Here is a 24306-nt window from a genome sequence, read left to right as displayed (position 1 = left end):
CCTTCTTTCCAAATTAATTAATTTTAGGCGTATCCTAAAGTGTATTAAATGAATTTTAAGGAAGTTTTATTGATTGTAAACCCTATTTCAGGTCAAACGAACAAGGAAAAGATCATTTCTTGTGTTCGGGATGAAGTGGTGGAAAATGGATTGAATTTCCACCTATTTTCTACAACTGGAGATAATGATATAATTAAAATTCAGAATAAAATCCAGGAGCGAAAAATTGAGCGAGTAATTGTTGCTGGGGGTGATGGCACCATAAATCTTGTGGCCGAAGCTATTAAAAAAACCGATATCATCATGGGAATTATCACAGCTGGTTCTGCCAATGGAATGGCTGAAAATCTTGATCTGCCGGAAATGGTCAATGACCAGATAAAAGTTGCCCTTGGAACCAATTATATGGATCTTGATATTCTATGCCTAAACGGTATTATTTGTTTACATCTTAGCGACTTAGGCATAAACGCAGAACTTATTAAGAATTACGAAAATTCTTCAGTAAGGGGTAAAATTGGTTATTTTCTCCAATCTATCCCCACGCTTATTCAAAGTGAATTTCCTTTTGAATTTATTATTGAAACGGAAGGGAATAAAATTGAAGCAAGCGCGGTTCTTTTGGGGATTGCGAATGCCAACAAATATGGAACAGGTGCAAATATCAATCCCCATGGAAAGCTTAATGATGGAATCTTTGAAATCCTTATTTTTAAAAATTTGGATCTCCTGGAAATTCTAAAAACACTTCGTAATGAAACCGATCTGGATTCCGAATTTGTAGAAATAATCACGGCAGAAAAAGCCAAAATCACCTGTAGAAAACCTGTAGCCTTTCAGATTGATGGTGAATATATAGGGAAAAAAACTGAAGTTGAAATCAAGATCCTGCCTGAAAAACTTCGCATTGCTATCCCCAATTAATAAAGATTAGAGTTTTTAATGCGTAACCGGCAAAAATATTTCGGCCTTCCAGGTGCTTGAAGGAGAACTTTCCAGATTGGGATTATTATAAAAAATCTCCAGTGGCAGTCCACTTGTTTTTAGCTCCCTTTGCCCGGCTATATACAAAAGATCATACCAGGCCAAATGAGATATCCTGTAGTTACCATTGAATATTGCTTTTAATGAGGTAGAAGACGGGATTTGCCTGAATTCTACTTCTCCATAGGGCCTTATATCCTGAGCCAGGTTTACTGGGAAACAAAAATCAAAATTGATCATATTTTCCTCCCTATCCCACTTTGTCAATTTCACGAAGGGGCTTCCCGTTAATTTAAGATCGCGCTTCAGAATATAATCTTCAAGGATATTTATGGTTTTTACCATTTCAATTGCCTTATCTTTTACAGGAATATTCGTGGAATGATGGCATATACAGTCTAATGCCGGAGAATGTACGATACTATCGGGGATTTGAATTCGATAAGCCCGTTGCTTTTCTTTTAATTCCTGATTGAATGTACTCAAACGCTGTTTTAAAGTATCTATATACTCACTTTCAGAAAAAGGATTTATAATATTCCAGCGATTGGCTAGCGAATTTTTATAAGATCTAAGGTTTAGAGTAATGTTGGTAACCGTATCATTCTTTCTTTCGAATTCCCAGTTCAGTTCTATTGGAGAATTATTGGAATGTACTTTCTGAGTAAGGCTTTCAAACGGCTGTTCCTCTGTTAAATAAATATTGTCTTGAGAGGAATCAGGATCAAACCTCTTCCAGTCTGAAATTTCCTGATATACAGCACCGGGCCCGTATTTGGCTTCCATCATAAACTGGTAGTCATATTTCTTGATAAAGAGATACCAGATCAATCCTGAAAACACGAGCAACAGGAAAAAGAAAAACGCTTTTTTCATAAAATTATTTGACAGCCAGCTCGGTACTGGTATTAGCCATTTGGAGTTTATCAACAACGAATTTACCAAGTGCCTGTCCCTGGTCAAGACCTACTTCAATAGCAGCACGATAGTGGATACCTCCATATAACCTGCTATTCGCTGCCTCATTAGAAGCATCCTTAAAAGATCTAAAGCTTCTTACGGGCAGGCCGTACTCTACTTCGGTATCGTCCTCGAAACTAAAATTATCTCCAAAAATATCGGTAAGTGCTATGGCTGCAGCACCAGAAATCACTGAGTGCCCACTGGTATATTCAGGGAATGGAGGCGTTTGCAAAACAGACGTCCAGGCTTCATCTATATATTTATTAATGAGGGTTTCTGGTCTCACCAAACTACTTCGATATTTCTCATCCCAACAACTTATAAATCCATCTGCAAGCGCTACTGAAGTCTTAGCGTAGGCATAAATAGATTTACTAAAATCGGCCTCAGATTTTTGGCAGGCTATTTTGGTGATTCCAATCCAGTGGCCTCCAGGAGTAATTTTCTTAGTGGCGAACATTAAATGCCCTCTAAGAATAGAAACATAGGGGTTACAGTCCCAAAATTTTGCAATGGCCATTTTTTCACTATCCTCTTCATTCCGGGCAATTTCTTCACGAATATTATAAACTTCCATCAACTCATTATGAAAACGGCTTCCCGGTTCCATTGAAAACTCCGGTGGTGGTATGGGTTTAAACTGATCGGCAGCATTTATAGCAAAGGGACGTATTTTGCTCCAATGTGGCTCTATACCGTCCATATAAGAGGGCGGAGTGGGCTGCCATCTGCTATCCTCATCTGTATGCACAGAGAATTTAGGCATAGTTCGGGTTTCAGCATAATTATCCTTAGCCATCCAATCTTTAATATGTTTTGCAACCTGTAAACCGTAGGCCTCAGAGATTTTAAATGTCTTTTCATCCCTTTCTTTCCAGATATTAAAAATACTATCTCTTTTAACAGTAAGCCTTTCTTCTGAAAAAACAAGATTTTTGCCAATCTCATAAAATGCAACAAGTGCCGCTACTTCGGGATTAGTTTGTTCAGACGTAGATTCAGGAGCAGGAGTAAGATCGGTTAACTGGCCAGCCAAACTATTATATTGGGGATCGAATTTAGCCATCACTTCATAGGCTGCAATATTGGAATAAGCATAGACACGGCTTGCCACGGGTGGAGAAAATATATCGTGCACCATAACCTTTGTGAGGTTATCATTTGCCTCATGAAAATCTTCTGCAGTCACTTCAATTCCTTCCGTTTTCTTTCCGCAGGAAATTACAACTACAGAGAATAAAAAAAGTAATATAAATTTCTTCATATTAAAAGTTCATTTTATACAGTTCAATTTCAGAATCATTTATCGTAATCATCAAATATGCCTGTTGTTGTATTTTTATAATTGAAAAATCTTTAACAGATTTTTGTGACAAATTTAAACCAATTTCATTGGAATTCAGAATTTTGTCAGGGCTAATTAATAACGCGCCTCCAAAAGCGTCAAACTTACCATGATATGGGGTAACTCCAAAATAATTACCTCCCAGTAACACTTCTTCTACACCATCTTTATTGAAATCATACTTGAGCATTGCCCTTATAGGTGCAAGCTGTAGCTGAAGATCAAATTCCCGAAAATTAAACTTTCCATTATTGTTTTCCAGGTATCCAGAAGCAAGGGTATGAACCTCCCTCTTCAAAGCGGTTGACAGTTCTTGCCTGCTAAAAATTTTCTCAACTGTTTTTCCTGCAAAATCTTTATAAGTAGGAAATTTTTTTCTTATTAAATGACTAAGTTGGGAAGAAAGCTCGTCTTTTCCATGAATACTATAATAATTCCCGTCTTTTTCGGTCGCTAATATGGTCTCAGGTAGGCCATTATTATCAAAATCTTTAAAATACATTAAAAGGGGGAATTCTCCCGAAGCTTTTAGTTTCGTGTTGAGGCCCCAATTGCCAAGCAGATAATCCATATCCCCATCTTTATCTATATCGTAAGCTAAAACTCGCTGCCAAAGACCATTTAATTTTTCTGAAATAAAATTATCGGTCACCTCTGTAAAAGCTCCATTTTTGTTCTCCAGGAATGTGGGTGACATCCATTCTCCCACTACAATAAGATCCAGATCACCATCATTATCAAAATCTTCCCACAGCGCATCATTGACCATTCCTAAGCTATCAAAAACAGTAGACCTGGTGTCGAGAACGAATTTTCCATTTTCATTTCTAAGCAGATTTGATTTTGGGATTTCTCCATATTTATAATTTACAGCATTAGAGCCAATAAATACATCCAGATCTCCGTCGTTATCATAATCTGCAGATTTTATCACGGAGGAGTTACCATACATATTCGGAAAGAGGCTATCTTTTTCAAAAGAGTCTTGATCCCTACTATAGAACCTATCCAATAACCACCTATTATTTCCTACCGATTCCCCACCTCCGGAAATGATTAAAATATCCTTATTATTATCATTATTAAAATCGGCTATCTCTATATCTATATCCTCCGCAAGGGAATCTTTTGCAATATGTTCAGGCTTTTTCCTGGTGAATCCATCCTGACCCTGAAAATAAATCACTGAAGGTTTGTACCTGGAAGCACCAAAAACAACATCCTCCAGACCGTCCTTATTCAAATCTGCTACTTCCACTGCCGGACCCAGATCTGAAATTTTATGAGGGATCAACTTTTGGAGATCAAAATCCAAATATGGATTTTCCTTATGGGTATAATCAAGGCCGAAATCAGTTTCCGCTTTAGAAAACCATTTTTTAGAATTTTTATAGAACAGTTTTTTGAGATTTGCCTTTTTATCACTCGATTCTGGCTTTAAACTCAGGCTCGAATTAGGTTTAACTGAAGTCAAAGTCTGAACAGTCTGGTTTGGCCAGATAATACTAAGGGAATCTATTTTGGCATTTTTGGGAATTCCGAAGTGAATTAATGGTTCTGAGGAAGATTGGTAAGCCTTGGTGGCGTATAACTGGCGGAATTGTTTTCCTCCATCGGTATAAAGTATCGCCTTGCTCCCAATTCCGAAAGTATTTCCTGCACCGGCCGAGAGCTTAACTTTAAGATGATTTCCGGTCGCTGCATTATTTATATAAATGCTTGCAGGTTTATTGATGTTATTAGTAACTATATCTATATCCCCATCGTTATCCAGATCACCATAAGCAACCCCTGTAGAAATGATAGAATCATTTTCAATCCATACTTCAGACATATCTTCAAAAGTACCGTTGGATTTTCCTTTGAAAACATAATTTGTCACTGCCCCTGAAGGCATTTTATCAAGCGCCTCGTTGTCTACCAGCGTAGTTTGATCCAGTTTGTGCTGAATTTGTTCATTCGAAGTATACTTTATATAATCAAGGTCATTCGGGCGTTTAGGAATACCATTGCTAATAAAAAGATCCTGATTCCCATCCTGATCCAAATCTGTAAACAGAGCGCCCCAACTCCAATCTGTTGCGGCAACACCGCTCATAAGGGCAATTTCAGCAAAATACTCCCCTTCCATATTTAGCTGGAGCATGTTTCGGGTATATTGAGGATGATAGCCAAGGCGATCTATTTTCAAATTATGAACGTTAACATCATCCTCCCCTGCCGAAGATTTCAGAATTTTTTCATTCTCTGGCAACATATCCAGAGTGATAAGATCTATAAACCCGTCGTTGTTAATGTCTGCAGCATCATTACCCATTGAAAACCTGGAAACATGACCAAATTTGGATTTGAGGCTTTCAGTAAAAGTCCCATCTCCGTTATTCAGATAATAATAATCATCTTCATGAAAATCGTTTCCTACATAAATATCTGTAAAACCATCATTATTAAAATCGGTAGTACTTATCCCCAGTCCGTAACTATTTGCTCCACCATAGATACCGGCTTCTTCACTTATATCGGTAAAAGTGCCATTATCGTTCCGCATTAATTTATCCCCACTTTCGTAAACCCTGTTATTCCTTATTTCAGCAGGCCCAAAAGAGTTATTGGTATGCACTGCATGATTTAAAAGGTACATGTCCAGGTCTCCGTCATTATCCATATCGAAAAAAGCTGCCTGGGAGGAATAATTTTCCAGATCAAGCCCATATTCCCTGGCTTTTTCAGAAAATGTTAGATCGCCATTATTAATAAAAAGTTCGTTGTAACCAATAAAACCGTTAATTCCCACCACTGCGGAAACATAGATATCTAAAAGACCATCTCCATTCACATCGGCCATAGTAACTCCGGTATTCCAGGTACTATTGCCCTGAACTCCGGCTTTTTCGGTAATATCTTCAAATTTTAGATTTCCTTTATTGAGATAAAGTTTGTTTTTAACCTGGTTTCCTGTAAAATAAATATCTGGCAAACCATCGTTATTGATATCGCCTATACTTACCCCTCCGCCATTATAAAAATAAAGATAGTCCAGGATGTTCTGATCGCGGTTATCAGTAAGCTTATTCGTAAAATCTATTCCGGAGACCTTTGCCTCCGGATTTGAAAAAAACTTTTCTTCTTTCTTTGAACAACCAACAACAGCAATTATCAAAAAAAGGAAACTAAATATTCTATAAATTTGTGATTTCAAAAATCTTTGGTTTTTCATCATTAATCGCAGCTATAATAAAAGTTTTACCATTTTTATCGGTAAATCGCTGTAGGTATTTAACTTCCCCTTTTATATTGAAGCCGCTTTTAGTGTAATCCTGCCATTCAAAATTCATATTACCATCGCCAAGCAGCACATTTCCCAGGCTGGCATCCAGTCTTGAAAACTGAGGTTTGAATTCGTAATTATTACCTGCCATTATAAGATCCAGATTGCCATCATTATTCACATCTGTACATGAAATGCCGCAAACACAGGAAAACTGAACGCGGCCGGGAAGTTCCTTGATCTTAAAATTACCGTTTCCTTCATTAATTGCGATCACAGTTTCTGAAATTACAGCATCTTTCACTACTGCGTTTTCTATTTTATTTTTTGGCATCAATTCTTTTATCGATTTCCGGGCATATTCAGATGCTTTCAGGTTTTCCTTTTTCAGAAAAACCAGTTGAGAGATCATTTCCTTTTTCATGTGTAAAGGGTAGTCCTTACCTTCGTTATGTTGAGTCACAATTTGTTCTATGGTTCCGTTGTTATCAAAATCGTTTACCCAAAGTTTCATTGGCTTATCCATAGAAGTCTTATAAGGAATATTGGAACCTTTATTTCCTAAAATAAGATCCTGGTCGCCGTCATTATCAAGATCGGCTGTTTCTATGGTATTCCACCATCCGGTATATTCATTTAGATTGGTTTTATAATTGGAAAGTCTTCTTCCGGAATTCTTAAAAATCTTCGGCGCTCCCCAATCTGAAACTGTAATAAGGTCCATTTTTTCATCCCCATCGATATCCTGCCAGATGGCATCGGTTATCATTCCTGCGTATTTCACATCGTAGGCAATCCTTTCAGAAGCGTTTGAAAATTTGCCATTTCCCTCATTTTCCAAAAATAAATGCGGAGGATCTATCCCATAATTTACGGGCACACTGCGGGAACCAACAAATACATCTATATCCCCATCGCCATCAAAATCATGGGGTGCAATAACAGAAATATTCTGGTTAACCGAGGGAATGATCTCTGTAGAGGGTGTAAATCTTCCCTTACCGTCATTTAAATATAGACGTGGTCTGTAATTCTGGTTCTCTCCTACCTCATTACCTCCAGAACCAATCATAAGATCCTGATCTCCATCTCCATCGGCATCAAAAAATGCTGCTGCAGTGTCCTCAAAAAGAAAATCGGCATCCAGAGCTGGCTGTTTAGACTTTTGCAAGTTTCCGTTACCTCTATTGATATAAATAATTCCGGGCTGCTCTTTTGCCCCGCCAATAAAAACATCTTCATTCCCATCTCCGTTAATATCGGCTACGGCAAGCGAAGGCCCTTCTTGTGAAAGTTTTTGATAGATCATGCCTTCATAATCAAAATCGGTATAAGAATTCTCCGTATGGGATTCGAAGTTTTCCGCAGGTATTTCAGTTAGTAACTGTTTCTGTTGCTTTACCGGCTTCGGAATATATTTTACCAATGCTTCATCCTGATTCAGTACCAGGTTAGTATTTGGTTTAATATCCTGAAGCAATTGCGTGGAATTATCTGGCCAGATAATCCTTAACGAATCTATGTTTTCCACTTTTCCCAGGCCAATATTCATCGTATAATCCATAGATGACTGAAAGCCCCTGGAAGGATTCTGTTCCTGCATCAGCATCCCCTTTTCGTGATATAACCTAATAACACTACCAATTCCAAAGCGGTTCTTTTGATTACCTTTTAGCTGAATCCTTAGATGATTTCTATCTTTCAATTTATCTGAATTATTGCGATAAATAAAAGATTCCATATTTACATTATTTACCACCAGATCCAGATCACCATCATTATCAAGATCGCCATAGGCACAACCGTTGGACAAACTTGGGATTCCCAGTCCCCACTCTTTTGCAGAATTCTTAAATTTCAAATTACCGGTATTCTGAAAGGCATAATTGGGAAGTGGAGTTATAGGCATTTTATTTATAATGGAATCTATAGCCTCCTTTTTCCCGGTTAATGCCATTTTCTGGATAATTTCATTGGCGAAAAATTCCACAAAATCTATATTGGTAAGATCGTGGTTAATCCCATTGGTAACATAAATATCACGATTCCCGTCATTATCCATATCGAAAATAAGGCCAGCCCAACTCCAGTCGGTAGCCTCTACCCCACTAAAATTGGCAATTTCAGAAAAGGAATTATTGCCGTTGTTCAGCTGAAGCGTATTATGTATATATTGCTGAAAGAAATCCTTGCTTTGCTTCAGTTTAAAAACATTATAGCCCTCGAATTCCATCACAGATTTTACGCGCTCTTCAGAATCGGGTAGCATATCGGTAATAAAAATATCACTATAACCATCATTATTGATATCTGCCATATCCACGCCCATTGCTGAAAGGCATAGGTGCGATGTCCACTTCTCTATTTCCTCGGTAAAAGTTCCATCCTGATTATTGATATAGAGATAATCCCGTTCATAAAAATCATTGGAAACATAGATATCGGGGTAAAGATCATTATTGAAATCGCTTACCATCACGCCTAAACCAAAACCTATCAAACTTCCGTAGATATTCGCTTCTTCACTAACATCTACAAATTTACCATCGTCGTTTCGAAGCAACATATCTCCTACACCCCGAAAAATTTTAGGAACCCCTTCCCAATCCTGGGCTCTTACTTCCCGCTGTTCGGCATATCCAAGACTGGTTACTGGAATATTACTATTATTAAGAATATAGGCATCAAGATCCCCATCTTTGTCATAATCGAAAAAAGAAGCATGGGTACTGAAACCGGTTTCGGCGAGATTAAATTCTTTGGCTTTTTCAGTAAAAGTCAGATCCCCATTGTTGATATAAAGGTCATTATCGTGGTTGTTACCTTCCATGTTCCCGGCATTGCTAACGTAAATATCTAACAGGCCATCGCCATTGATATCTACCATATTCACTCCGGTTGACCAGGGCTTATTCCCTTCAACACCCGCGGAAGCTGAAATATCCTCAAATTGAAAATTGCCTTTATTCAGATAAAGCTTATTGGGCTTCATGTTAGCGGTAAGGTAAATATCTGGTAAACCATCATTATTGATATCGCCAATGGCAACTCCCCCTCCATTATAAAAATTACGGTATTTAAAAATGTTTAATTCTGGACTGTTCTTTACTTCATTTAAAAAATCTATTCCAGTCTCCTCAGATGGAAGTAAAGTGTAGAGCGTATTTTTATTAACTTCTGCTTTATCTTCTTTTTTATCCTTATTACAGGAGATAAGTAGTGGAAAAAAGACAAAGCTGAGAAAGGTTAAATATGTATAGAATTTCATGTTTTTAATTATTGCTTTTCAAAATAACTGGGGTTCCATTATTCAGGCTTATAACAAGATGTAATTCACCATTTATGCAGATTTCATCAATATCCCGGGCAGCCCCGGAAACGCCAGGTATTTCTCCTTTATAAACTTCAAAAAAATCATTTTTATCGTTAATAAGAACAGTACCATGGCTGGCATCTAATCTACCCAATTGAGTGCTAATTTCATAGTTGTTTCCTGCTAAAAATAGATCAGGATATCCGTCATTATTGTAATCATGCTTATTAATGGCAAAAATTGAAGAGACCTGTGCTTCGAAGGGTAAAATATGCTTTTTAAAAGTATTATTCCCTTTATTTTCAAAATAGCAACTGGCCAGTTCAAAAACCTGCTTTATTTCAGCATTTTCAAGCTTTTCTTCGGGTAATATTTCAGAAAAATCTGCAGCTGCGTACTCTTTATAAGTCTGAAATTTCTTTTTCAAAAAAGGCATTTGTTTATCAAGTTCATCCTTAGACGAAAAAGCGGTCTCCTTATTACCGTAAAAATAACTCACCACAGGATTTATAGATTTATTTCCATCAAAATCCCCGAGATAAAGCTTTATTGGTTTTTCTTCAGAGGCTTTTAATCTGGAGTTAAGCCCCCAGTTACCCGCCACTATATCAATATCACCATCTCCATCAAAATCATCTGCGGTTACGCTATTCCACCATCCATTTGTATTCTCAAGTTCAGCATTGAGTTTGGTAAATTTTTTACCGTTATTGAGGAAAATGCTGATTGGCATCCAATGGCCCACCACAATAGCATCCTGAAAATTATCATTATTGATATCGATCCAGATAATATCCTGAACATTTCCTGCCTTTTTAAATGCCTCGGAATACTGACTTGTTATTTCTTTGAAATTGCCTTTCCCATCATTTAAAAACAAATACTGTACTGGAGTTTTACCATATTCTCCAGGAACTATATTTGCGCTAAAGCAAACATCGGGAGCGCCATCAGCATTCAGATCTACCGAAGTCACTTTGGAAGCATTTAAGGCAAGATCTTTAAACTGTTGATCATCTAATTCAAATTTCCCATTTTTGTTTATATACAATCGCGGTTGCAAAGCTTTTCCTTTTGTAAATTCATTACCTCCACTTACCACTATTAAATCCTGATCTTTATCGCCGTCTACATCAAAAAATATTTGATCTATATCTTCTGAAATAGCAGCATCCTTAAAAATATTATTTTCCCTTTTTTCCAAACTACCATCAGGGTTTTGCAACCACATATTTAAAGCCTGCGTTTTCCCCCCACCTATAATTAAATCTTCAAGATCATCGCCGTTAATATCGCCAACAGCAATTCGCGGACTCAAATTTCCATAACCGAAGGGAATTAGAGGTTCACGGTTAAACTCAAGGGTAGATTGCTCCACATGCCTGTAGTCTATCAAAGAATCCTTTTTAGTGAAGAGAGGGATTATTTGTGAATCATTATAAACCAGAGAGTCGGCATCCTTTATATTGAAAGCGATTATTGTATTGGCATTAATATTATATTTTGTTTCCGTTAAAAACCCCGGCCAAATTACTTTAACTGAATCTACCACTGAATGATCGGATAAACCAAAATGAACACCTGGAGACAAAGAAGAAAGATAACCTTTGCTTAAATAATGCTCCTGCTGTTGCATCTTGCCATTGGAATACACCAAAACTTTTGCACCTATTCCCAATGTATTAGAATTATTTCCTTTAAGATTAACCTTCAAATAATTATTTCTGTTTAATCTTTCTGCGTTATTCTTAAATATACCTGCATTTTTATCAGTATTGTTCACAACTAAGTCCAAATCCCCATCATTATCCAGATCTGCATACACAAAACCATGGCTATAAGTAGGTGCTGCTTCAAGCCATTTTTCAGTAGTGTTTTCAAAGGTATTATCACCGCGGTTCCTGAAAATATAATTAGATAATTTTTTAGCAGGCAATTCCTTTATAAGATCATCATAATTTTCAAATTCTCCCCGGCTTAATTGTTTCTGAATTTTTTCATTGGAGATAAAACGTATAAAGTCCATATCGTTAGTTGCCCCCTTGATCCCATTGGTAATAAAAAGATCTTTATTGGTATCATTGTCAAAATCTGCAAACAGTGCACCCCAGGACCATTCTGTGGCTGCTATCCCACTTAGATATGCGGTTTCCGAAAAATTCAGTTTTCCAGTATTTAGATGTAACGTATTTTGCATGTATTGTGGAGAAAAACCATTCTTCAGGTAATTAGAATAGGTTTGATATGGAAATTCCAGACCTGAAGTTTTATAGGTTTCCAAATCTTCAGGAAGCATGTCTAGAGATATTATTTCTGCAAGGCCATCATTATTAATATCTGCAATGTCGTTTCCCATTGAGAAATGAGAAGTATGACCCATTTTTTCAGGCTCAGTGGTAATCAAATCCTGAAATTTGCCATTTTTCTGATTGATATATAAATAATCATTCTCAAAGAAATCGTTACCAACATAAATATCGGGGTATAGATCGTTATTAAGGTCGCCAACGGCAACTCCCAATCCATAACCAATCACTCCCTGAAATATTCCCGATTCTGAACAAACATCTTTATAAAATCCATTATCATTTCTAAATAAACGGTCTCCCGATTTTGGATCAAAACTTTGCCTTTTACTGCCTCTGCCGTAGTTTCTATTTGGGTGCACTGAATGATTCAGTAAAAACATATCCAGATCACCATCCAGATCGTAATCTAAAAATACAGATTGAGTGGAAAAACCTGAAAAATCAAGACCGTACCTGGCTGCCTGTTCTTTAAATACAGGTATGCCATTTTCATCTGCGCCCTGATTAACATACAGAAGATTATGACCCTTAAGCTTCTGAAATCCACTTACCTTACAAACATAAAGATCAAGTAAACCATCTCCATTCACATCTACATTACTCACTCCAGTGGTCCATCCATCAGCATTGTTTATTCCGGATGTTGTAGTAATATCTTTAAAGATAAAGTTACCGGTATTAAGAAAAAGCCTATCCTCTTTTTCGTTCGAGGTGAAATATAAATCTTTAAGTCCGTCATGGTTATAATCCCCTGCCGCGACACCGGCTCCATTGTAATAATAGAGATAATTAAAAATATTAAGTTGAGAATCCTGATTAAGTTCGTTGGAAAACTTAAGATTAGAATGGGATACTTTAACCTCTTCGAAAAGAAGGTCCTGTTTTTTGCAAGCCTGCAAGAACATAAGCATAATGAAAGAAAATAAAAGAAATATTCTACTTCTAAGCATAAAATCCTTCAACTATAATTCGCAGCAATCTATTATAAAATATTGTTAAATGTAAAACATTTTATAAAAAATAAGAGGGCGAATTCGCCCTCTTATTCCACTAAGTTTAAAGTTTATTAATAACCCGGGTTTTGGGTTAAATTAGGGTTCAATATTAACTGGTTCGCTGGAATTGGAAACAGATTTTTGTTTTCATCTCCAACTGCAGAAGGAGATTTAAGAGCCCAATCCCTTGTATATTCTCCAAAGCGTATCATGTCATTTCTCCTCCAGAATTCCATGTATAGTTCTCTTCCTCTTTCTTCCAGAAGATCACTTTCGGAAACACTTCCTAAAGGCATGGCTTTTCTAATAGATCTCAATTCATTAACCATAGCAGTAGGATCACCCCCACTTCTCATCATTGCTTCAGCTTTCATCAAATAAGCATCTGAAAATCTAAAAAAGATTTCATGTTCTGTGAAAGCACCGTAACGAGGATTATATTTTATAGTTCTAATCCCGGTGGTTTCGCTGTTGTTGATTAAACTAACCTGTCCATCTAAATTTGTAAACTGTCTTTTAAAAGTCAGTGGATTACCTCCCCTATCGTTTAATGGAGTACCATCATAATCATACTGCTGATTGATTAAAAATCCAAAACCAACACTAGATCCATCTGCAAAACCATCATCATTATTGTCAATAGCTCCGTCAAAAGATCCGGCAGGAAGACCAGAAGGTGGAACATATCCACGTCTTTCTTCCTGACCATCTAGAGGTTCTCCTTCAGCCGTCCCACGGTTGAACTCAGAGTCACCTTCGAACATATCGTAAAATTCAGCAAGAGTTGAAAACCCATTCCATCCACCACCTGTTTGATCTGGTGCCATATTGTAATGTAAACCGTTCCATATCCTGTTCCCTACTGAAGTTGGAATAAACCAGATTGTCTCTTTATCCAATTGCTTTCTAAATATATCAAAATATCCTTCCTCAAGTTCATAACCTGCACCAGAAATTTCATCTACGAGGTTAATAACCTGATTCATATCAGCATTGTTAGGTTCGGTTCCAAGATAGATATGTTTATTTAATAATACTTTTGCTAATAGATACCTAGCAGCTGCTTTACCTGGGCGGGCGTTTGCAGAACTTGCATCACCAACACCAGTACCCGGGCCAACCTCAGGTAATCCGGCAATTGCAGCGTTTAAATCTGAAACAATTTGATCTACCGCTTCCTGTCCTCTAAGCACAGTTGGATCCTCAAATATGGGCGCCTGGGGATCACGGACAGGAACCTGACCAAAATTATCTAGAATAACCCACATTCCAAGAGCTCTTAAGAACTGAGCATTCGCCTCTTGCTCCGGAGTACTGTTAGTTAATTCCGAAAGCACTTGTGCACCCTGGAAATGAAGTGTATTCCATTGGTTCCAAACATTTAAAATAAAGGTATGGTCAGCTCGCCAATCGTGTTGGTGTAATTGTCTCCATATACCATTGTCTCCCCAGTCTGATCCTCTGGTTGGCACCAGAGCTTCATCTGTTGTAACCTCACTAAGGGCATATAAATTAGCCTGATCACCTATATAACCCCGAAGGCTGTTGTATGCGTTATCCAAAAAGGATTCTGGATCACTTACTCCCTGAAATCCCGCTTCACTGGCATCTACGATAATTGAATCTGTACCTTCAATTTCCAGATCACTACATGAGGCCAAAGTACCGCCAATCAGAATAAATCCGAGAAGCAATCTCAACATATTTTTAGTTTTCCTAATATTTTTCATTTTCAATTTTCTTTAATTAAAAGCTAGCATTAAGTCCTAACGAAACTGTTCTTGGTCTAGGATAAGACGCATAATCTATTCCTGCTGTAGGAATAGCCGAAGCATTCAAAGATCCTGTATTTGTTGAAATTTCTGGATCCAATCCGCTATAATCTGTAATTATAAAAAGATTTTGACCTATCACACTAAGTCGCAAAGATTTTACAAATCCGTCTCTGTCTAAAGGTAGATTATAACCCAAAGATGCAGAGGTAAGCCTTACAAAATCTCCTTTTTCAAGGAACCTGGTAGAAACAGCTACCGACGAAGCAGGATTTTCATTAGTTGTTAAGACATCTTCCGTTACATTTTTACCAATAAGTAATGCACTTTTAGTGAAAAAAGCATTATTAGTTGCGTTATAAACGTAGAAATCGAATTGTCCATTAAAATAAGCTGCAAAATCAAAATCTTTATAGCGTGCATTCATTGAAAGACCACCATTCCAATCTGGAACTGCATCTTTTCCTACAAAGGATTTATCTGCATCGGGATCTCCCACTCCATTACCATCAATATCAAGATAAGTTGGATTTCCATCCTGATCAAAACCGGTAAATTCTGCCATATAGAAGGAAAACAATGGATGTCCTGCCGATAGCTGCTGAGAAAATGCTCCCGTTAATCCATTACCTCGAATAGCCCCAGTAGGGATTACAAAAGGAGTATCCTGCACCTCATTATCATTATACGCAATATTGAAACTTGCAGAAAAACCAAAATCCTGAGTATTAACAAAATTGTAATCAAGAGAAAATTCAAAACCCTGATTTACTACTTTACCATCTAATAAATTACTGAACACTACTTCCCCGTTACTTGGAGCAGCGGTTTGCCTTGGCAATAATAGATCGTTGGTAGTTTTTCTATAAAGGTTAAAAGTACCGGTAAGACGATCGGCATTAAAACCAAAATCAATACCAAGGTTTAGATCGGTGGTTTCTTCCCATTTAAGGTCTGGATTTGGATCACCATCAATAAAGGTTCCGGGTGCGGGAAGAACATTAAGATCATTACTTATTCCTCCACCGGCAGCACGTTCACGTTGGACAAATCGTCCGTAACCCAAACCTTCCTGGCTACCTACGACACCTGCTCCTACTCTTAATTTTAATAATGAGATATTATCCCCTATAAAATCTTCTTCATGAATTTTCCAAGCAATTGCTCCTGAAGGGAAGTAACCGTAACGATTATTTTCACCGAATGTAGAAGAACCATCTGCTCTAAAAGTACCGGTAAAAAGATATTTTTCTGCTAGTGTATAATTAGCCCTAACGAAATAGGATTGGAGTTCATCAAAGTTGTCAAAACTATAGTTCACTACATAAGCCGGTAAAGGCCTGTCAAAGTTCGCAGGTAATTCTGAACTCGTAAATTCAGGCAGTATAGTGTTCAAATAAGTACCGTCTGCACCATAACCAAATACTGCAAAATCATCAATAACATTAGTTACATTTCCATATGCCTGAATCAATTGATCTGCCATTAAACCAAGATCGGTATTATCAAATCCAGCACCTTCAGAACCAAAACCATCCCTTTGAAATTTCTGATAAGAATAACCACCAACTACATCAAGTACAGAGTTATCAAACTCTTTAATATAATTAAGGGTTGCTTCGAACAGTGTATTTCGCTGATCAAAAGTATCATATCTACCTCTTCCAATTCCCGAAACACCATTAAGTCCAATCACGTCTGAGCTAAAAACAGAGGTAGTTTCAGTATCCTGATCATCATATCCAAAAGTCAATTTACCAGCTAATTCATTAGTAATATCATATTCTGCTGATATATTGGCTAAAAGTCTATTCGATTCTGCAATACCTTGAAAATTGTTTAATAAACTTACAGGGTTCAATACATTCCCTCCAGGATTGAAGGTAGGATCTATTGGAGCCGTAGGGTTTTGAGTTATCGAAGCACCGATTAAATCTCCTGTAGAACCAGCAGCCCCAGATATAGGAGCTCTCTCTTCATCTACTCCAGATAAGGACACCTGAGCACTTAGGGTCAATCTATCGTCAAATAGACGTTGCTGAGCATTAATACGTCCAGACAAACGTTCTAAAGATGTATTTTCAACAATTCCTTTTTGATCAGTATAACCAAACGATGCTCTTACACTCCCTGTATTATAGCTTTTAGAGTAACTTAAATCTGTTGTATTAGATACAGCTGTACGAGTGTAGAAATCCTGGAAGTCAGAATCTGATCCAAAATCTAATTCACCCGGGTCATTTCCTACACTTTCAACAGCATTAAGGAAAGTCTCTGCATCTAAAAGATCATATTCATTTGCAGGAGAAGCGATACTAAGGGTAGTATTTAGTTCAAAAACTCCTTTTCTTCCTCTTCCGCCTTTGGTTTGAATAATAATAACTCCATTCGCACCTCTGGAACCATAAATGGCGGTTGCTGAAGCATCTTTTAAAATAGAGATACTTTCTATATCGTTTGGGTTAAGGAAATTTAGAGGATTCTTTCCTCCTGAACCTCCAATACCAGCTACGTTTGTTTCAGGTGCAGATCCACTAGTCAGAGGCACACCATCAACCACAAACAACGGATTGTTCCCTGATCGAATCGAGTTCGAACCACGAATTCTAACGTTTACTCCGGCTCCCGGTTCTCCAGATGTTTCTGAAATCTGAACACCAGCTGTTTTTCCCTGAATTAATTGTTCCGGAGAAGAGATTATCCCTCTGTTAAATTCTTCGGAAGTAACGGAAGAAACAGAACCTGTCGCATCTTTGACAGTAGTTGTACCATAACCAATAAGCACAACTTCTTCAAGCTCAGATGCATCAGCTGATAAATTGACATCGATGGTTGTTCTACCATTTACTCCAATTTCTTGGGATTGATAACCTATAAAGCTAAAAATTAGAACACCATCTGGAGGAACATTGTTGATTGTATAATTTCCGTCAAAATCGGTCGTTGTTCCGTTCGTGGTTCCTTTAACAGCTACGGTTGCACCCGGAAGAGGCCCTTCCTCGTCAGTCACTGTTCCGGAGACTGTTTCCTGAGCATTCACCATGCTAACAAACAGAAAGGCTAGTGCAAACAAGAGACTCCTGAAAGTAATTTGTTTCATAAATATTTAGTTTTAGTTGGAATCATCTGGGCTTCTGCCCAAACCGTGATAAAATTATGTAAATAAATGTTAATAAAGCAATTTAACCTTTAAAATTAGCGAAAACGTTTTCGTGGTTTTTAAATTCTATTTTTCATTTAATTCTTAAGTAGAAGCTTAAGAATTTTCAAATTTTTAAAATAATACTTTAATATTATCATATTATTTCTTCTTTTATTCTTCAAGAAAATAAATGCAGAAAATTAAAAAGTTTTAATAAAGTTGAAAATATCTATAAATTTTCTAATAATTCACAAAAAGCTAAAAAGCTCCAATAAAGAAATTGAAGCTTATTTATTTATTTTAATTACAAAGCCATTGCTTTGCCATTACCTAAATCGGTAACAGGTCCACAAGGAATATATTCCCCAGGAATTGGGTCATACCATAATACATTTTCCCCTATTTGCTCACTATTTTTCCAGGCCCAAATTCCCATTTCCCGAACTGTGGTTAAATAAGCGTAGGATCCAGCATCCGGATCTATTTTCATTTCCGACTCCTGATTTTGAGCATCTTGGGTTTCCGTATTCCTTTTAATATACTCTTCTCTTTCTGCAGGTGTGGCTTTTAAATATTTCTTGATTAAATTTTCAAAATCTTCCGCCTTTCCTTCGTTCTGCTCTTTATCATATTCCGCTTCAAAAGCTCTCGAAAAAGCTCCGGCAGATGCTTCAAATTTTCTTTGGCTGTTTTCATCTGCGACCTGATCCATATAAGAGTCTATAAATTGGGCGATATTAAGGTCTGATGCACCTGGGGTATCTGTAGCGGGTAAAATCACATCCAATATGTTCTTTAATGCGAAGCCATGAGAGGCAGATAAAAATGTTGGTTGCCAATCATAATCTGGCTCATTCTTACAGCTTTGAAGTAAACTAAGGGTGGATGGGCCAACTATAAATATTCCAGCACCTAATCCTAAATTTTTTAAGACTTGTCTCCTGTTCATAATTCTATATATTAAGCATTAGACTTTTTAAAATTCTTTGAAGCATGATCTGCGGCCCTGGCTGTCATAGCCATATAAGTTAAAGATGGATTTTGGCAACCTGCAGAGGTCATAAAAGCCCCATCAGTAACATATACATTCGGGACTCCATGAACCTGATTATTTCCATTTAACACAGAAGTTTTTGGATCGCGTCCCATTCTGGCCATTCCCATTTCGTGGATTCCCAGCCCTGGTGCTCCAATATCATCATACCCATTCACCTCATCAAATCCGGCTTTTTCAAGCATTTCAACTGCCTGGGAAACCATATCTTCACGCATTTTCAATTCATTCTCCTTAAATTCTGCATCAAAGGTCACCGTAGGGAGATCCCATTCGTCCAGTTTATTATAATCCAGCGTCATCTTATTTTCATGATAAGGAAGCGTTTCTCCAAATCCCATTAGTCCCATGGTCCATCCTCCTGGCTCCACGATCGCTTTTTTCAGGTCTTCACCATAAGCTGCTTCCGCAATGCTATCAGACCAATTGCCTCTACTGGCTCCACCCTGATAGCCATATCCTCTAATAAATCCAAGATCTTTATCACTTCCGTTCAGGTTTCTGAATCGTGGCAAATAAATACCATTAGGTTTTCTACCTTTATAATAAGAATCTTTAAATCCGTCATATTTACCTGAAGCACCCGCCTTAAAGTGATGGTCCATTACGTTATGTCCAAGTTCTCCGGAATCATTGCCCATCCCATCAGGAAAACGATCAGATTTAGATTGCATTAAAATACTGGTTGAAGCTACTGCAGAAGCACAAAGGAAAATAACATTTGCCTTGAACTCCATAGTTTCTTTGGTATTCGTATCTATAACCTTAACTCCCGATGCCTTTTTTGTTTCAGGATCATAAATCACCTGGCTAACTACTGAATTGGGCCTTAGGGTCATATTTCCGGTTCTTTCAGCAGCGGGCAAAGTGGAAGCATTACTACTAAAATATCCTCCATAAGGACATCCACGTATACATCTATTTCTAAACTGACATTTAGATCTTCCTTCAAACTTCTTATCACCAGTAATATGGGCCACTCTTCCAGAAGTCATTACTCGACCATCAAAATTCTCTGCGATACTTTCTCTAAAATAATCTTCAACACAATTTAAATCCATCGGTGGTAAAAATTGTCCATCTGGTAATTGGCTTAAACCTAATTTCTCACCACAGACTCCTATATATGATTCCACATGATCATACCACGGAGCAATATCTTTATATCTTATTGGCCAATCTACACCATGACCGTCCTTTTTATTTGCTTCAAAATCCATATCGCTTAAGCGATAGCTATGCCTTCCCCACATAATAGACCGGCCACCTACATGGTATCCACGCATCCAGTCAAATCTTTTAGTTTCGTTATAAGGGTGTTTTATATCATCTACGAACCAGTGTTTACTGGGTTCAGCCACGGTATATCCCGTTCTTGCCTGTTTAAACTGCCTTTTTTTCTCTTCTCGGGGAACCTGTCCTTTGAATTTATAATCCCACGGATCATCATTCATGGTAGGATAATCCTTAACATGTTCTACCATTCTTCCCCTTTCTAATACCAGTGTTTTAAAACCTTTTTCACAAAGCTCTTTAGCAGCCCAACCACCGCTGATACCTGTACCTACAACTATAGCGTCGTAATTGTCATTCTCGTAATAATTACTCACAATACATTATTTTATTGATGAAATTTTAGTTTGAAGTATTCCAAATATATAAATTTAACCGGATAATTTTGCGTGTTTAAAAAAAAGCCTACTTTTATTTTTCATTTTTCTTAACTAAATCACAGTTTAAAAATTAATTCCAACCCAATGAACCTAAAATTCCTTAAGAGCTTATCAAGCTTAGCTTTAGCCATTCTTTTTATTTTCCTGGTTTCATGTAAAGAAACGAAAGAAAATAAATCTGAAATAGTCCAGCAGGAGAATGCTGAAATATCTCAAGATTCATTGTTCTTTAAATTATCCCTGGCACAATGGTCACTTAATAAACCTATTTTTTCGGATGAACTCGATCCTATGGATTTTGCAGAAAGAGCTAATGATCTGGGTTTTGAAGGATTAGAATATGTAACACAGTTTTACGCCCAAAGAATAAATGAGGCCGAAGATCCAGAGGAGGAAATGCAGGTGGTTCTCGATGGTCTTAAAGCCAAAAGTGAAGAATACGGTATGGAGAACCTTCTTTTAATGATAGATGGGGAGGGAGATCTGGCCTCTACAGATGCTGTCGCCAGGAATCAGGCGGTAGAGGATCATAAAAAATGGGTAGATGCCGCAAATTATTTAGGCTGCCACTCTATAAGGGTTAACCTTTTTGGCGCTGAAGTTCCCGAAGATTGGAAAAACTCAGCGGCTGATGCCTTAAAAAAATTATCTGAATACGCTAAAGGAAAAAACGTGAATATTCTTGTAGAAAATCACGGCTACCTTTCTTCCAACATAGACCTTTTGGTTGAAGTTATGGAAATGGTAGATATGGAGAATTGCGGGACACTACCGGACTTCGGTAATTTCTGTTTAAAACGAGAAGGTGGTGAAAGATGGGAAGCTGCCTGTATAGAAGAATATCCAAAATACGAAGGTGTGGAGAAAATGATGCCTTATGCAAAAGCCGTAAGTGCTAAATCCTATACTTTTGATGAAGAAGGCCAGGAAGAAATTATCGATTATAAAAAAATGCTGAAAATCGTAAAAGATGCGGGATATACTGGTTATATAGGAGTGGAGTTTGAAGGAAATGAAGTTTCTCCAAAAGAGGGTATACTCGCCACAAAGAATTTACTTGTAAAAGCCGGAAAACAATTATAAACCAAAGCCTCTATTTAAAATGACAAAATTAGTTAGATTTCAACTTTCCCTGATGATGTTTCTGGAATTCTTTATTTGGGGAGGTTGGTTTGTGACCCTGGGAACTTTCCTGGGATACAATCTGGATGCCACAGATGTTCAAATTTCCACTGCCTTTTCTACTCAATCCTGGGGAGCCATTATCGCCCCGTTTATTATAGGATTAATTGCCGATCGCTTTTTTAATGCTGAAAGAATCCTGGGTTTCCTTCATTTATTTGGCGCTGTACTTTTATATATGATGTATCAAAGTACCGATTTCACCACCTTCTACCCTCTTGTTTTGGGCTACATGATCGCATACATGCCTACTCTGGCTCTGGTAAATTCGGTTAGTTTTAACCAGATGAAAGATCCTGCCAAAGAATTTGCGCTAATCAGGGTATTTGGAACTATAGGCTGGATTGTTGCCGGACTGGTAATCAGTTATTTATTCTTCTGGGATGCGCCGGAAGCCAGGCAGGAAGGTATGCTCAAATATACTTTTCTAATGGTAAGTATAGCTTCTGCATTTTTAGGTCTGTTTAGTTTTACTCTTCCTAAGACACCACCAACTGCCGATAAATCTAAAAAAGTAAGCATTGTAGAAACCCTGGGGCTCGACGCCTTGGGATTGCTGAAAGACCGTAATTTTCTCATGTTCTTTCTGGCATCAGTCTTAATCTGCATTCCTTTAGCCTTTTATTATCAGAACACGAACCCATTCCTTTCAGAAATTGGAGTGGATAATCCCACAGGGCTTATGACCATTGGTCAGGCTTCCGAAGTCTTATTTATGCTTTTATTGCCATTTTTCTTTAAGAGGTTTGGCTTTAAACTTACTATTATTGCAGGAATGCTGGCCTGGACGCTAAGATATCTTCTATTTGCTTACGGTGATTCGGGAGAACTTATTTTTATGCTATTAACGGGAATTGCCCTTCATGGGATTTGTTATGATTTCTTCTTTGTTTCAGGACAGATCTATACAGATTTTAAAGCAGGTGCAAAATATAAAAGTTCTGCCCAGGGATTAATTACCCTGGCCACTTATGGGGTGGGAATGCTCATAGGCTTTTATGTCGCGGGCCTTATAACGAATGCTTATCTTACGGGAGAAAAAATGCATGATTGGGAAACCATCTGGATCTATCCGGCAGGATTTGCATTTTTGGTAATGCTTCTTTTTGCATTATTCTTTAAAAACGAAAAGATCGATAAAAAAGATATAGAAATATAAATTATATTTTATGAGTAAAATAAGACTCGGAATTTTAGGTGGCGGAGAAGATTCTTTAATAGGAATCCTTCACCGGGTAGCCGCTAATATGTTTGACCAGTTTGAAATTGTTGGAGGAGTTTTTGACATAGCACATGCTAAAAGTTTAAAATTTGGAGAAAAACTTCAATTAGATAGCACAAGGGTTTATAAAGATCTGGATGAATTGATCGAGAAAGAATCCCAGCTTCCGGAAGATCAAAAGATCCAGGCAGTTTCAGTGCTTACCCCCAATTTTCTTCATTTTCCCATGGCAAAACGATTGCTGGAAAATGGTTTTCATGTGATTTGTGAAAAACCGCTCACTACCACTTATGAAGAGGCTAAAATTCTGAATGAAATTCAGCAGAAAAAAGATACCATATTTGCCGTGACCTATACCTATACAGGTTATCCTATGATTAGGCAAATGAAGACTATGATAGCTAATGGTGAAATAGGGAAAATCCAAAAGGTAGACATACAATATTATCAGGGTTGGATAAATCCGCTTATACACGATAAAGAAAAGCGAGCGGCCACCTGGAGGTTAGATCCTGAAAAATCTGGAATAAGCTGCTGCATTGGCGATATTGGAACCCATGCTTACAATATGGCTGAATATGTAACCGGAATGAAAGTTGATAAAATTTTGGCCGATCTTAACTATCTTTATGAAGATAATCCAATGGATATCGATGGAACTGTGCTGCTAAGGTTTCAGGAAAATATAAAAGGGGTACTAAGAGCCAGCCAGATTGCCACCGGAGAAGAAAATAATTTTACTGTCCAGATTTATGGGGATAATGGCGGATTAAAATGGGAACAGGAAAACCCAAATTATCTTTATTTATTGAAAGAAGGAATGGCGCTACAGGTCTTAAAACCCGGGCATGAATATAACAGTGAATTTTCCCTGGAAGGAACTAAACTTCCTCCGGGACATCCTGAAGGTATTTTTGACTCCATGGGCAATATTTATTACGGTGTTGCTATGGCTATTAAAGATAAAACCAAACACAAAGGAGCCTATCCAAAATTAGATGATGGCCTTAGAGGAATGAATTTTATTGAAAAAACAGTAGATTCCCATAAAAAAGGGAATATCTGGATAAATATAGAAGAATAA

Annotated in this window: 13 protein-coding genes; 4 read left to right on the top strand and 9 right to left on the bottom strand. The window is 37.4% G+C overall.

Features of this window, described 5'->3' with window-relative positions; translation table 11 throughout:
* Positions 1-48 precede the first annotated feature (48 nt).
* Positions 49-924, top strand: a complete 876-nt coding sequence (locus tag Q1K34_RS07080) for a YegS/Rv2252/BmrU family lipid kinase (RefSeq protein WP_300436403.1) — start codon at positions 49-51, stop codon at positions 922-924.
* Between the two features lie 15 nt (positions 925-939).
* Here Q1K34_RS07080 and Q1K34_RS07075 read toward each other — a convergent pair whose 3' ends face one another.
* The 9 genes from Q1K34_RS07075 to Q1K34_RS07035 all read right to left on the bottom strand — a co-directional run bounded on the left by Q1K34_RS07075 (position 940) and on the right by Q1K34_RS07035 (position 20755).
* The gene (locus Q1K34_RS07075; protein WP_300436400.1) at positions 940-1860 is read right to left on the bottom strand and encodes a GyrI-like domain-containing protein; all 921 of its coding nucleotides are present in this window, start codon (positions 1858-1860) and stop codon (positions 940-942) included.
* 4 nt (positions 1861-1864) lie between these two features.
* Positions 1865-3211, bottom strand: a complete 1347-nt coding sequence (locus tag Q1K34_RS07070) for a vanadium-dependent haloperoxidase (RefSeq protein WP_300436397.1) — start codon at positions 3209-3211, stop codon at positions 1865-1867.
* Position 3212: 1 nt separating this feature from the next.
* A complete protein-coding gene (locus tag Q1K34_RS07065; protein WP_367183308.1) occupies positions 3213-6491 on the bottom strand; it encodes a VCBS repeat-containing protein in 3279 nt (1092 codons plus the stop codon).
* Positions 6472-9828 (bottom strand): VCBS repeat-containing protein, encoded by a 3357-nt coding sequence (locus Q1K34_RS07060; RefSeq protein WP_300436394.1) that lies wholly within the window; start codon positions 9826-9828, stop codon positions 6472-6474. The genes Q1K34_RS07065 and Q1K34_RS07060 overlap by 20 nt, the downstream gene beginning before the upstream one ends.
* Positions 9829-9832: 4 nt before the next feature.
* Complete coding sequence (locus Q1K34_RS07055) at positions 9833-13093, bottom strand: VCBS repeat-containing protein (RefSeq protein WP_300436392.1); 3261 nt, start codon at positions 13091-13093, stop codon at positions 9833-9835.
* 155 nt (positions 13094-13248) lie between these two features.
* Positions 13249-14907, bottom strand: coding sequence for a RagB/SusD family nutrient uptake outer membrane protein (locus tag Q1K34_RS07050; RefSeq protein ID WP_300436389.1), 1659 nt, complete (start codon positions 14905-14907; stop codon positions 13249-13251).
* A gap of 16 nt (positions 14908-14923) precedes the next feature.
* Positions 14924-18049, bottom strand: a complete 3126-nt coding sequence (locus Q1K34_RS07045) for a SusC/RagA family TonB-linked outer membrane protein (RefSeq protein WP_300436386.1) — start codon at positions 18047-18049, stop codon at positions 14924-14926.
* Positions 18050-18395: 346 nt separating this feature from the next.
* Positions 18396-19040 carry a gluconate 2-dehydrogenase subunit 3 family protein gene (locus Q1K34_RS07040; RefSeq protein ID WP_300436383.1) on the bottom strand — a complete coding sequence of 215 codons (645 nt, stop codon included), beginning with the start codon at positions 19038-19040 and terminating at the stop codon, positions 18396-18398.
* A gap of 11 nt (positions 19041-19051) precedes the next feature.
* Positions 19052-20755, bottom strand: a complete 1704-nt coding sequence (locus Q1K34_RS07035; protein ID WP_300436380.1) for a GMC family oxidoreductase — start codon at positions 20753-20755, stop codon at positions 19052-19054.
* A 147-nt stretch (positions 20756-20902) separates the two neighbouring features.
* On the opposite strand from Q1K34_RS07035, the gene Q1K34_RS07030 reads away from it, so the two are divergent.
* From Q1K34_RS07030 to Q1K34_RS07020, 3 genes are read left to right on the top strand one after another with little or no spacing between them, the layout of a single operon-like run.
* Entirely contained in the window at positions 20903-21901 is a 999-nt protein-coding gene (locus tag Q1K34_RS07030) for a sugar phosphate isomerase/epimerase family protein (protein WP_300436376.1), read from the top strand.
* A 19-nt stretch (positions 21902-21920) separates the two neighbouring features.
* The gene (locus tag Q1K34_RS07025) at positions 21921-23159 is read left to right on the top strand and encodes a nucleoside permease (protein WP_300436373.1); all 1239 of its coding nucleotides are present in this window, start codon (positions 21921-21923) and stop codon (positions 23157-23159) included.
* Between the two features lie 10 nt (positions 23160-23169).
* Positions 23170-24306 (top strand): Gfo/Idh/MocA family oxidoreductase, encoded by a 1137-nt coding sequence (locus Q1K34_RS07020; protein WP_300436370.1) that lies wholly within the window; start codon positions 23170-23172, stop codon positions 24304-24306.

This window comes from Christiangramia sp., from assembly GCF_029937855.1.
Lineage (GTDB): Bacteria > Bacteroidota > Bacteroidia > Flavobacteriales > Flavobacteriaceae > Christiangramia.
Note: the sequence above shows the minus strand (reverse complement) of the source record. Positions and strands in the feature narration are given on the sequence as shown.

Bases quoted from the DNA above. Each gene is read 5' to 3' on its own strand.
- Q1K34_RS07075 (WP_300436400.1), bottom strand. From the start codon at position 1,860: ATGAAAAAAGCGTTTTTCTTTTTCCTGTTGCTCGTGTTTTCAGGATTG.
- Q1K34_RS07030 (WP_300436376.1), top strand. From the start codon at position 20,903: ATGAACCTAAAATTCCTTAAGAGCTTATCAAGCTTAGCTTTAGCCATT.
- Q1K34_RS07050 (WP_300436389.1), bottom strand. From the start codon at position 14,907: ATGAAAAATATTAGGAAAACTAAAAATATGTTGAGATTGCTTCTCGGA.
- Q1K34_RS07020 (WP_300436370.1), top strand. From the start codon at position 23,170: ATGAGTAAAATAAGACTCGGAATTTTAGGTGGCGGAGAAGATTCTTTA.
- Q1K34_RS07080 (WP_300436403.1), top strand. From the start codon at position 49: ATGAATTTTAAGGAAGTTTTATTGATTGTAAACCCTATTTCAGGTCAA.
- Q1K34_RS07060 (WP_300436394.1), bottom strand. From the start codon at position 9,828: ATGAAATTCTATACATATTTAACCTTTCTCAGCTTTGTCTTTTTTCCA.
- Q1K34_RS07040 (WP_300436383.1), bottom strand. From the start codon at position 19,040: ATGAACAGGAGACAAGTCTTAAAAAATTTAGGATTAGGTGCTGGAATA.
- Q1K34_RS07025 (WP_300436373.1), top strand. From the start codon at position 21,921: ATGACAAAATTAGTTAGATTTCAACTTTCCCTGATGATGTTTCTGGAA.
- Q1K34_RS07045 (WP_300436386.1), bottom strand. From the start codon at position 18,049: ATGAAACAAATTACTTTCAGGAGTCTCTTGTTTGCACTAGCCTTTCTG.
- Q1K34_RS07055 (WP_300436392.1), bottom strand. From the start codon at position 13,093: ATGCTTATGTTCTTGCAGGCTTGCAAAAAACAGGACCTTCTTTTCGAA.
- Q1K34_RS07070 (WP_300436397.1), bottom strand. From the start codon at position 3,211: ATGAAGAAATTTATATTACTTTTTTTATTCTCTGTAGTTGTAATTTCC.